Source organism: Haloarchaeobius marinus (assembly GCF_051207415.1).
In the GTDB taxonomy this organism is placed as follows: domain Archaea; phylum Halobacteriota; class Halobacteria; order Halobacteriales; family Natrialbaceae; genus Haloarchaeobius.
Genome location: NZ_JBPKGD010000006.1, coordinates 172311 through 182900, shown reverse-complemented (window position 1 = coordinate 182900; position 10590 = coordinate 172311). Strand labels below are relative to the sequence as shown.

At 62.2% G+C, this 10590-nt stretch carries 10 protein-coding genes and 2 pseudogenes; 7 read left to right on the top strand and 5 right to left on the bottom strand.

Annotated elements, in window-relative coordinates:
- Window positions 1-141, bottom strand: a pseudogene (locus ACSC1W_RS19155) (IS200/IS605 family transposase); the annotation flags it as partial.
- Window positions 142-457: 316 nt separating this feature from the next.
- Between ACSC1W_RS19155 and ACSC1W_RS19150 the strand changes: the two are divergent.
- Window positions 458-889 (top strand): HIT family protein, encoded by a 432-nt coding sequence (locus ACSC1W_RS19150; RefSeq protein WP_435349283.1) that lies wholly within the window; start codon window positions 458-460, stop codon window positions 887-889.
- 193 nt (window positions 890-1082) lie between these two features.
- Here the strand turns inward: ACSC1W_RS19150 and ACSC1W_RS19145 are convergent, their stop codons facing one another.
- Entirely contained in the window at window positions 1083-1877 is a 795-nt protein-coding gene (locus tag ACSC1W_RS19145; protein ID WP_435349281.1) for a DUF7847 domain-containing protein, read from the bottom strand.
- 138 nt (window positions 1878-2015) lie between these two features.
- Between ACSC1W_RS19145 and ACSC1W_RS19140 the strand changes: the two genes are divergently transcribed.
- From ACSC1W_RS19140 to ACSC1W_RS19130, 3 genes are all read left to right on the top strand, one after another.
- On the top strand, window positions 2016-2258 hold the full coding sequence (locus tag ACSC1W_RS19140) for a hypothetical protein (protein ID WP_435349280.1): 243 nt from the start codon (window positions 2016-2018) through the stop codon (window positions 2256-2258).
- A gap of 434 nt (window positions 2259-2692) precedes the next feature.
- Window positions 2693-3274 (top strand): outer membrane protein assembly factor BamB family protein, encoded by a 582-nt coding sequence (locus ACSC1W_RS19135; RefSeq protein ID WP_435349279.1) that lies wholly within the window; start codon window positions 2693-2695, stop codon window positions 3272-3274.
- A 245-nt stretch (window positions 3275-3519) separates the two neighbouring features.
- Complete coding sequence (locus ACSC1W_RS19130; protein ID WP_435349277.1) at window positions 3520-4725, top strand: outer membrane protein assembly factor BamB family protein; 1206 nt, start codon at window positions 3520-3522, stop codon at window positions 4723-4725.
- A 252-nt stretch (window positions 4726-4977) separates the two neighbouring features.
- Here the strand turns inward: ACSC1W_RS19130 and ACSC1W_RS19125 are convergent, their stop codons facing one another.
- A complete protein-coding gene (locus tag ACSC1W_RS19125) occupies window positions 4978-6819 on the bottom strand; it encodes an SLC13 family permease (protein WP_435349291.1) in 1842 nt (613 codons plus the stop codon).
- Window positions 6820-7029: 210 nt separating this feature from the next.
- On the opposite strand from ACSC1W_RS19125, the pseudogene ACSC1W_RS19120 reads away from it, so the two are divergent.
- Window positions 7030-7149 (top strand): annotated as a pseudogene (locus tag ACSC1W_RS19120) (HVO_A0114 family putative DNA-binding protein); the annotation flags it as partial.
- 129 nt (window positions 7150-7278) lie between these two features.
- Here ACSC1W_RS19120 and ACSC1W_RS19115 read toward each other — a convergent pair.
- Window positions 7279-7431, bottom strand: coding sequence for a hypothetical protein (locus ACSC1W_RS19115; protein ID WP_435349275.1), 153 nt, complete (start codon window positions 7429-7431; stop codon window positions 7279-7281).
- A gap of 199 nt (window positions 7432-7630) precedes the next feature.
- Between ACSC1W_RS19115 and ACSC1W_RS19110 the strand changes: the two genes are divergently transcribed.
- Window positions 7631-8392: a geranylgeranylglyceryl/heptaprenylglyceryl phosphate synthase gene (locus ACSC1W_RS19110; protein WP_435349273.1), complete on the top strand. Its 762-nt coding sequence runs from the start codon at window positions 7631-7633 to the stop codon at window positions 8390-8392.
- 267 nt (window positions 8393-8659) lie between these two features.
- Window positions 8660-9910, top strand: coding sequence for an RNA-guided endonuclease InsQ/TnpB family protein (locus tag ACSC1W_RS19105; protein ID WP_435349272.1), 1251 nt, complete (start codon window positions 8660-8662; stop codon window positions 9908-9910).
- Between the two features lie 86 nt (window positions 9911-9996).
- On the opposite strand, the gene ACSC1W_RS19100 is transcribed toward ACSC1W_RS19105, so the two are convergent.
- Window positions 9997-10563: a helix-turn-helix domain-containing protein gene (locus ACSC1W_RS19100; RefSeq protein WP_435349270.1), complete on the bottom strand. Its 567-nt coding sequence runs from the start codon at window positions 10561-10563 to the stop codon at window positions 9997-9999.
- Window positions 10564-10590 lie beyond the last annotated feature (27 nt).

The following is a 10590-nucleotide window of genomic DNA, read 5'->3' as shown; positions in this document are numbered from 1 at the left end:
CTCCCCCGTCAGGTGCGAACGCCGATACTGAGCGGAACCCTGTTCCGCGAGGTCAGCGGGACCTTCGGTCCCGCCCGATTTCGGCACGAACACTATGTGGTAGTAGAGTTCGTATTTCGCGTGACGGGTGCTCTTTACCATCTATGCATACTATCACAGTCGGATGGCTTAAAGACTACGTTGGAACCCCGTCCGTGCCATCGTCGGCGGTTGAATACTGTTGGTCGGCTTCATCCCCGCCCTGAAGGGCGAGACTTTCGCCTCGAATTTTCCTGTAATCTGTCCCCGATTTCAATCATCCCGGTGTGACATTTTGAGATTGCACACACGGCTCTGTTGAAACCCTCACCGACTGATAGAACTGGCGTGCAAGATATAGAGGTTGTACGCTGTACGAACGAAATGCGTTGTACCGACAACCGGTGGAATTATCGGTGGTACGGTGAACTGACCAATTATGACAGATTGCGTATTTTGCTCTATCGTCGCTGAGGATTCGACTGCATATCGACTGTACGAGGACGAGCATTCGCTTGCCTTCCTTGATATTGAGCCTGCGACTCGTGGACATACGCTCGTTATTCCCAAGACCCACTACGTAACCACAACCGACATGCCGGAATCTCTCGCCGGAACGGTATTCAAAACTGTTCACCACGTTACAGATGCGCTCGAATCGGCTTACCAACTCGATGGCTTTGCGCTCGTACAGGAGAACGGCGTCACGGCGAATCAAGACGTACCCGTACCCCATGCCCACATTCACATCATTCCTCGATATGGAGCCGATGATGCTCTTGACATAGGATGGAGTGGCGAACGGGTTGACGAGACGGCCCAACAGGAGGTTGCCGCCACGGTTCGGGATGAATTGGCTTCGGACGCGTGACCGACTCGCGCTCTCTATTCAGCACAGGTCCAGAAACGGTTCACTGGCTGAGGGTTTCAACAGAGCCGGTTTCAGCAAAGCCAGGCGAGCCTACTCCGCAAGCAGGGTGTCACGAACGTACGTGAGGGGGTAGATGGCGTTGAGTCCGGGGGTGTCGATGCTGAACCGCACGCGGAGGTGATGCGCACCCGTGTCAGAACCGCATGGCGTCGTTCATCGCAACAGTTGCGTCGTCGACACGTCCGTCGCCGAACGCGCGGTACATGATGGTCTGGGCGGCGACCGACACCGACCCGACGACGACCGTGACGAACACGAACCCGACGAGCGTGATGGGAGTTGCGAGTAGGGAGACACCCTGAGCGGCGCTCTCGCCGGCCACACCCGACGATCCGAGGAGCAGGACGGGAACCATGAGCACCACGCCGACGACGAAGAAGAGGACTGAGACGCCGGCTATCGTAAGTAGGTGACCACTCGTGCTCTCCCAGCTGTCCGAGATGGCCTCTATCGGGCCGCGGTCACCGATCCAGATCGAGGGGAACGCGAGCTGTAACCGCAGCGCGAGGAAGACCCCCGGGAAGACGAAGAAGAGCATTCCGATGGAGACCGCGATCACGACGATCAGGGAGGTGACGAGCGAGTACACGAACCGGACGCCGAACGAATTCCTGGGGTCGGGGTTCCCGAGGGTGTCGTCGGCGAACTGCATCGCAAGCCCGGACGCCGCCTCCCCGAGCAGTGGTCCGAGAATCGGAATCACGTAGAGCAATCCAGCCAGGAACTGGATGCCGGGAATCCGGCGGTCCGTCTTCGCGACGTCGAACGCCGTCGATACGATGTCCAGCGCACCCATGTCCCGACCATTCGATTGAGTGAATTTTCCCATGCACTGACCACTCTCGGCGGTTATTTCAACGTGTCGGTTATCGTCCAAAAAGACTATCACCGATGCTGCATCCGTCCGGGCCGACGCTGGATTCGACATCCTCGACGTCAGGGATGGCCCACTTACCGATCGTCATCCCACAGCGTCGGCGATACCTGCACCCACCATCGATAGTTCTACTTTCAGTTTCACCTTGGACGGCTCAGGCTTACCTCACCACGGCACAGACGTGGTGGTATGGAGTCCGAGCCCAACCCAGTTCTCAACATCGGTTTCCTCGAGGATACAGAGATTCACGATTACGCGGAGGACGTCAAGCGTGTGCGGTTCATCGGCACGAATGGCGCGTTCGAGGTCCAGATGACTGATGACTCGATGCAAGCGTTCACCGAAACCGCCGAAGCCGTGTCCGGCCAGATTCACGCCGACATGGGCGACATGCAGGGACTGTTCGACCCGCTCGACACTGGCCTCCACTGAGAATGAGCGTCCCCGAAGGCGTCGAGACCGTCACGGAGGTCGAGTCTCACGGCCAGCGCTGGGGGCACCAGTGGACTGCGACCGCGACGATCTACGCCGAACACGACCCGGAGAGTGAGCCGGCGGCTGTGACGCTGGTTGCTCGCACGCCCTGCCCGTTGCGGGCGCCTCCACGTGGGAAGATGAGTGTGTAGAGTTGGAGTGTCATCGTACCATGTCTGAAAATTCGGTCTGTTCGAACTACTCACGCGGTGACAGATTTCAGCGGCCGTGCTGCATGGAGAGAATGGATTCAGTACGGCCAGTGACGTTCGGCACGGGTCGGAATCGGTATTCACCCCGCCATGGTCCCCGGTTGAGTCGGTTCCCCTCGTGATGGTCACGGTCCAAAACAATCCAGTTAATTTAAATAAATTGGGTGAGGATTGCGACCGATGGCTGTCGATCGGCGGACGATGTTGCGGCTGACGGGCGCTGGAATCGTCGGAAGGACCAGCCTCCCAAATACGGTGGTCGGGGCTGAGCTAACTGGCGGTGACGAACTGTGGCGCTTCGAAATCGGTAACCGTATCTACTCGTCGCCAGCGGTGGCCGACGGCACCGTCTTCGTGGGGAGTCTTGATACGAACCTGTACGCAGTGGACGCCGAGACGGGCGAGGAACAGTGGCGCTTCGAAACCGATACCCAAATCGATTCGTCGCCGACGGTGGTCGACGGCACCGTCTTCGTCGGGGGTGTAGATACCAACCTGTACGCAGTGGACGCCGGGACGGGCGACGTACAGTGGCGCTTCGTAACCGATGACCGAATCGAGTCAACGCCGACGGTGGCTGACGGAACTGTCTTCGTCGGGAGTTTCAACGGTAACCTGTACGCATTAGATGTAGATGGCGACGGTTCTCCGCGTTCTGACGACGGGATACTGGACTTCGGAGTTCCTGGCATACTCGCCGGAGTCGGTGCGGTAGGCGGCCTCTCGATTGCAGCAAGGTACCTCTTGGATCGTCGACGCTGAGTCGGAAGGAACATCCTGAGTCGGCCGAAGCAGGGCTCTGACTGGCCCCCACCACGCGAGTGCGATCCGGTGCTGCGAGTTTCAACAGGGCGGGCGTTATCAGGTTTCGGTCTGGTTCTGTACAGGTGAACGGCCTCTGTCTCGACGGGCATGCGCGTTCGGCGCGTCGAGCCCCACCCTACCTGGTTCGACGCCGTTCTTGACCGAACAAAAGAACTTTCGCCCTCGCCTCACGATTCTATGCGATGCCCTCTCGACGACGGTTCCTTTCGACCCTGGGGACGACCGGCACTGCTGTCCTCGCTGGCTGTACCGACTCCGGCGAGTCGGTGTACTCACCTGGGACCGACAGCGACACCGAGTGGCCGATGCCCGCCTACGACCGGGGGTTCTCGGCGTACAACCCAGACGCTGCGGCCCCGCGCGACGGAGTGACCGAACGCTGGTCGACCGAGATTCCGCCCCTGCCTCGCCACCCCGTGGTCGCGGCGGGAACGGTGCTGGTGCCGACCATTTCTGGCGTGGTGGCACTGGACGTCGGCACCGGCGAGGAGCGATGGCGTCACGGCTCCGAGCACAGCAGGGCGCGCGCAGCAGTCGTCGACGGCGGTACTGCGTACGTCAGCTTCGGTGACCCGCGTGGTCTGGTCGCGCTGGACGTCGAGACCGGCGACCAGCAGTGGCACGTCCAGACCACTGGCTACGTCGATGCCGCGCCCACGTTCGACCGCGAACACGATTCCCTCTACGTGGGCGACGACACCGGCCGACTCTACGAGATCGACTCGACGAGCGGCGAGGTCACGGACCGCACCGAGGTGTTCGGCCCCGTGACTGCCCTCGCACACAACGGCTTGCTTCTCGTCGGCACCGGAGGCGGCGAGGTGTACAACTTCCGAGTCGGTGGCCGCCCGTTCACCGGCCAGTGGCGACGACGGGTCGTCGGGGCAGTGACAGCGCTCGTCTCGTCCTATGGCAACACCTACGTGGCGACGTGGGGTGGCCCGGTCTATCGTCTCCAGGGCGGTCCCGACGCGGGGTCGAACCGCTGGGAGGCCGACCGTGGTGCCGTCGGTGGGCTCGCTGCCGCCCACCGAGACGTGGTCGGGTGGGACCTGAGCGGCCTCCGGACGTTCGACGCCCGCACCGGCAACGTCAGGTGGGACATGGAGGGGAGGTTCACGGGCACTCCCGCCATCGCCGGCGACACGGTCTACGTCGGTCGCAGGACGAGGGGCGAGGACGGAACCGGCTTCGTCGCGGCCTACGCGCTCTCGGGAGGTGGCGGCATCCTGTCGCTGGGGTCCGAGGACAAGCGATGGCAGTACGACGTCGAGAGTGACCGTTCCGTCGGCGGCATCGCCGTCGCCGACGGCGCCGTCTTCGCCTCCACGAAGGGGCTGCTGCGAGACGATTCCGGGCCACGGATGTACGCACTGGACCCCGCCTGAGGTCGTGGGGACCGGTTCGCCGCATCCGGGTCTACTCCCCCGCTTCGAAAGATGCGCTCTCGATGCAGCAAGGTCGCTTCAACCCTGCTCGGTCACTGTCAGAAGCGGCGTGCTGCAGACAGAACGTATGTTCAGCAGGCAGTTCCCGAACCACCGCTTCCAGCAACTGAGGAGACGTGACCGTCGTATGCTACACCTGCATTTCGACGGGGGATCGATGTACGTTCGCCGGTCGACGTGTCTCACCCGAACTCACACCCCCCAGAACGCCCAGATTCCGACCGTCGTGACCACAGCCAGGATGAGTTGCAGTGGTGCCCCGACCCGGAAATAATCGGTGAACTCGTATCCTCCCGGACCGTACACCATGAGGTTCGTCTGGTACCCGATCGGCGTCAGAAACGACGTGCTCGCTGCGAATGTTACAGCGAGCACGAAGGCGAATGGGTTCGCATCCAGTTGAAACGCGACGTCGACGGCCACGGGTATCAGGAGGACGACGGTCGCGTTATTGCTGATCACGTTCGTCACGACCGCTGTCACGAGGTAGAAGAGGCCGACGACGGCGAGAAGCGGAATCGCACCAGCGAACACGACGACGAGTTCTGCGATGAATCTCGACCCTCCGGAGTTCTCGAGGGCGATTCCCAGCGGAATCATCCCAGCGAGCAAGAATATCACGTCCCAGGACACAGCGTCGTACGCCTCCTGGGGTTCGAGGATCCCGGTCACGATCATCGCGACCACGCCAGCGAGTGCCGAGATGGCGATCGAGACGAACCCGAGCGCTGCCACCGAGACGACGCCGGCCACGACGAGGATGGCCAGCCACGCTCGGTCTTCCCGGTCCGCCCCTTGCGAGCTCGCGGGCCTATCGACCAGGCCTTCTCCAACGACTGCAGTTACCACGAGATTCTGCGTATCGCGAAGGACGTCGATGTTATCACCCGCGGTCCGGACCAGGACTGTGTCGTCGGCCTCCAACACGACGTCCTCGAACGCGTCTCTGACGACCGTCTCCCCTCGCTGCACAGCCAGGATCGTCGCTGCGTACCGTTGCCGAAAGCGGGTCTCTCCGATCCGCTTCCCGCTCAGATCCGAGTTCGGAGGTACCCGGAGTTCGACGAGCGTCCCGATCCCGGCGGGAACGGTCATGTCGAGGTCGGCGATTCGAACCCACGGAAGCAGCCAGAGGTCGAGCTCCGATGCGAGTTCACGAACGGTACTCCTGTCGGCCCGGGTCGTCAGGATATCGCGTGCCTCGATGGTGAAGTCGGGCCCGGGAGCAGCGTGTCGCTCTCCACCACGAACGACCTCGAGGACGTCGACGTCGGAGCGAAGTGGCAGCTCCGCCAGCGTCCGGTCGAGCCTGTGACCGACGAGCGGTGAGTCGTCCCGGACGTACAGACGTGTCATGTGCTGTTGTAATCCGAAGGCGCCGATCAGGTCGATGGATGGCTCGACCCGAGCGGGGATGAGCCGCTGGCCGACGGTCACGAGATAGACGATACCGACGACCAATCCCAGGAACCCGAGGTGGGTGAACTCGAACATCGAGAACGGATGGTCGATCAGCCGGGCCGAAAACGTACTGGCGAGGAGGTTGGTCGAGGTTCCGACCAGCGTCAACGTCCCACCCAGCATCGCTGCAAACGAGAGCGGCAACAAGAGCTTGGACGGAGAGATCCGGTGTTCGTCGGCCAGTTCCGTCGCCATGGGAATGAACACCGCTACAACGGGCGTGTTGTTGACGATGCCTGCCATCCCACTCGTAAGGACGAGCATCGTGCTCAGGAGCCGGGAATCGCTTCCACGGGCGACCTGTGAGATCGTCGCGCTGAGTCGATTGATGATCCCCGTCCGGTGGATCCCTTCACTCAACATGTACATCGCGGCGACCGTGATCGTTGCTGTATTGGCGAAGCCGACGAAGGCCATGTCAGTTCCGACCCCGGTCCACGGTTCGAGGACGACGACGGCAACGACGATCGTGATGGCCGTGACGTCCGGCGAGACGAATTCCGTCGCGAACAAGACGACGGCAGCGATGATGAGGGCGAAGACGACGAGGAGATCGACCGTCACTGCCGGCAGGGCCATACCGATGAAATTCGCCCGGTGAACGTTTCACGTTTGTCCTCATCTCCGGGGTTCAGTTTCGCTCGGAATCGACCTCCTCCCCGCCCTGAAGCGCGAGTATTTCCACGGCGCTACACCGTACCGCTGAGTTGGGATGTCGAGAGACCCATGGAGGTTAACCCCGAGTGGAAGAAATTACATAGCATGACGGTCGCGACTGAATTCCTCATCATCTTCTTCGAAGAAGACGGCCAGAGCAAGCGCCCAGTCGTCTGGTTCGACGAACTCGTCATCAACCTCCCGTTCGATCCCGAAGCTGGAGACACAGCGACTGCAGCACCGTAGGATTTCCTCGAGGAGGCAACGGCCGATAGCGACCCGTTTCGCTACCCCGGGACCAGAGTACTAAGTGCCAGCGTGCCACAGATTAACACGATGGCTAACGCTTCCGAGGGATCCGACAGGGGACCGAGTTCAGAGACGTCCGAACGGGACGAACTCCGCACGATCGCGTTCCGGATGCGAGAGATACAGCGGCTTCTCAGCGCCCGGGTCGAACAGGAGAATCGCAGACTCGAAGCCGAAGGCATCGAGCCCGTGCATACCGCTCGTTTCCAGGAACAACACGTCCCCGAGGAGACTCCAGAGAAGTAGGCGTCGAGGTCGAACCTGCCGCGACGGGCCCGGTACTCACTGGGGTCGGGTGCTGGAGCGTTCGAGGCGGAGCCCTGCCCTGCAGAGCCAGGAAGCCGTGATCCATCCCGCGCCTACGGGCGCGGGTGTTCTCCCCGTTCTTTATAACCCAGTCCGCGTAACTGCAGGTACCATGCCCCTCGACTGGAACGGTATCGCACACGTCACGAAGGTCGACCCGGCGGAGGACCTCCCGGGCGACCTGGACGTCCTCGCCGGGACCGACCTCGTCATCGTCGGTGGGTCCGACGGCGTCACCGAGCAGAACTCACTCGACGCCATCGAGCGCATCCAGACGCGGTTCCCCGACCTGCCGGTGCTCCAGGAACCGTACAGTTCGAGTCACGTCTCCTCGGAGACCATCGAGGCGGTCGACTACCTCGCCGTCCCGGCGGTGTACAACGGTGACCGGGAGAACTTCGTCGCGAAGCACGTCGACTTCTTCACGCAGGTCGGGAGCAAACCGGAGGAGGTGATGGGGGCTGGCCTCCCCATCGTCGGCGACCTGATCGCCTCGCGAGGGCGCGAGGCCATCGCCGAGATCTCGGACAAGATTCTGGGCGAGGGGTACGTGATACAGAACCTGGACTCGAAGGCGGCGACCGTCTCGGGCGTGGACTCGCTGTACGAATCGGACGAGGTCGCGGGTGCGGCGCTGGCGACCGAGTCGTTCTACGGCTTCCCCATCTTCTACGTCGAGTACTCGGGGACCTACGGCGGCCCGGAGGACGTCGCGGCGGCGGCGAGGTACCTCGACGAGACCGTGTTGCTCTACGGCGGGGGAATCAGGACCCGGGAACAGACCCAGGAGATACTCGACGCCGGTGCCGACGCCGTCGTCGTGGGTGACTGCTTCCACGACGACCCCGAGCGATACCGGCAGACGATTCCCTGAGACGCGACGGGCGGTCGCTCGGACTCACGAATCGACTCGGGGCTCGTTCAGGACGCACTCGAATCTCGGACTCTCGGCGGTCTGTAGACGGCAGACTGCTGGGAGTTCAGCGTAATTCAAGGTGGAGCCTCCGGCCTCAAGGAGCGACCGAAGCGTAGCGAAGGGCGCGAGTAGGCCGGAGAGCAAACCGACACGGTGCGACGCAACCGGCATACTACGACCGGTCGACTCCCGAATAAATAAGTACCGTTGGAACTCCTCTGAAGTATGGGCGTGCGTCGAACCGCCGTCGTGAAACTCGCCGTTTCCGACGAGCAACGCGACGCACTCCGCCGAACCGCCGAGCAATACCTGTACTGCGCGAACCGCACCGCTGACTACTGTTGGTCCGACACCTCCTATACCGAGTGCAAGACCAACAAGCGGCAGGTTCGTGACGCGCTCTACGCCGAACTTCGAGAGGAGACAGACCTCCAGGCACAACTCGTCCAAGCCGCCATCCGGCGAGCCGTCGAAGCCGTCAAAGGCGTTGTCGAACGATGGAAGAAGGGACGGCGCGTCTCTTGCCCGACGTTCACCGCCGAGACGATGGACTACGACACGCGGAGCGCGACCTTCTACCGCAACAAGGTGTCGCTGGCAACTGTCGAGGGCCGGGTCGAACCGTCGTTCGTTCTCCCGGCAGACAGCCCGACACCCTACGAGCAGTACGTACTCTCCGAAGATTACGAGTTCCGTGAGAGTACGCTTCGGTACGATGCGGTAACCGACGAGTTCTACCTCCATATCTCGACTCGGCGGGTTGACGGCGACGACCCCGAGGTTTCGGTAGATACCGGGCACCCCGACCAAACGGTCCTCGGTATCGACCTCGGCGTCACCAGTCTCGCCGTCGCCTCAACAGGACGCTTCTGGCAGGGAGACGACTACGACCACTGGTGCCGCGAGTTCGAAAAGCGACGTAGTGAGATGCAACAGCGCGGCACCCAGGCCGCCCACAACGCCCTGCTTCGCCTCGGGAAACGCGAAGACGCGTGGCGCAAACAGTACATCCACACGATTGCGAACGAACTCGTCGCGGAAGCCGTCGAGCACGATTGTGACGTGATCGCGTTCGAGGACTTGACCGACATCCGCGAGCGGCTTCCACACGCAACGTGGCACCACGTCTGGGCGTTCCGACGCCTCTACGAGTACGTCGAGTACAAAGCGCCCGAGCAGGGCGTCTCCGTGGAGCAGGTCGAGCCGAACCACACGTCCCAGCGCTGTTCTCGGACGGACTGTGGGTTCACGCACGAGGACAACCGTCACGGGGAACACTTCGAGTGCCAGAAGTGCGGCTACGAGGTGAACGCGGATTACAACGGCGCGAAGAACATCGGGCTCCGGTACGCCCGGAAGCGAACACACAGACTCCGGTCCTCGCCCACGTCGGGGAGCGGAGACGCAGAAGTAGACCTGCGTATAACTGGTGGGACGGTGAACGGTGAGAGTCACCGGCCGATTGCCGGAGACTGATCGCCGGGAGTCCACGTCAAAGCCCCACCCTCACGGACCGAGGCGCGTCGCGCCGAAGGAGTAGGGTGGGGTAGTTTACAAGACGCTCACGGCCACCCGTCCGGGAGTTCGTCCTGGTGCTCGTGCAGCAGGTGAAGTAACGGCGCGATTTCATCGAAGTTCCAGCCCCGACGAACGGTGCGTGCGTCTGCGTCCCACTCGATATACCCTTCTTCGGCCAACTTCGGGAGGTGAGCGTGGTACAGTTCGCTGGTGAACAGTTCGAGGTCGTCCTCTTCCGTGGCGATGTCCTCGAACGAGAACTCGACTTCGTCGCGGGGATTGCGCTCGCTGAGCAGCATCAGGATACGACGCTGGGTGGGGTGGCTGAGCGCGTCGAACGCCCGGTCCAGCGAGCGGTCGGTGCCACCGTCAGTCAGTACAGTCGAGGAGTTCAGAACGTCGGATTCCCGCGAGCCAGCAGCCGTCCCGCGACGAAGCTGCCTGGACACATCGACGTCCGGCACCTCGAGTTCGTCGGCGATTTCGACGAGCGTCGTCGCCCTCGGGGCTTCGAAATACCCTCTCCCGAGGACGACACGGAGCGTCTCCCGCTCGTCTGCAGTCAGAATCCCCAGGAGTGGAACCGCATCGAATCGATCGTCTCCTCTCATCTCTCAGTGCACCTCGTTGACTGATTT

Excerpts from the sequence above, each read along its gene's own strand:
- ACSC1W_RS19150 (WP_435349283.1), top strand. The coding sequence starts at position 458 with ATGACAGATTGCGTATTTTGCTCTATCGTCGCTGAGGATTCGACTGCA.
- ACSC1W_RS19145 (WP_435349281.1), bottom strand. The coding sequence starts at position 1,877 with ATGTCGAATCCAGCGTCGGCCCGGACGGATGCAGCATCGGTGATAGTC.
- ACSC1W_RS19140 (WP_435349280.1), top strand. The coding sequence starts at position 2,016 with ATGGAGTCCGAGCCCAACCCAGTTCTCAACATCGGTTTCCTCGAGGAT.
- ACSC1W_RS19135 (WP_435349279.1), top strand. The coding sequence starts at position 2,693 with ATGGCTGTCGATCGGCGGACGATGTTGCGGCTGACGGGCGCTGGAATC.
- ACSC1W_RS19130 (WP_435349277.1), top strand. The coding sequence starts at position 3,520 with ATGCCCTCTCGACGACGGTTCCTTTCGACCCTGGGGACGACCGGCACT.
- ACSC1W_RS19110 (WP_435349273.1), top strand. The coding sequence starts at position 7,631 with ATGCCCCTCGACTGGAACGGTATCGCACACGTCACGAAGGTCGACCCG.
- ACSC1W_RS19105 (WP_435349272.1), top strand. The coding sequence starts at position 8,660 with ATGGGCGTGCGTCGAACCGCCGTCGTGAAACTCGCCGTTTCCGACGAG.
- ACSC1W_RS19100 (WP_435349270.1), bottom strand. The coding sequence starts at position 10,563 with ATGAGAGGAGACGATCGATTCGATGCGGTTCCACTCCTGGGGATTCTG.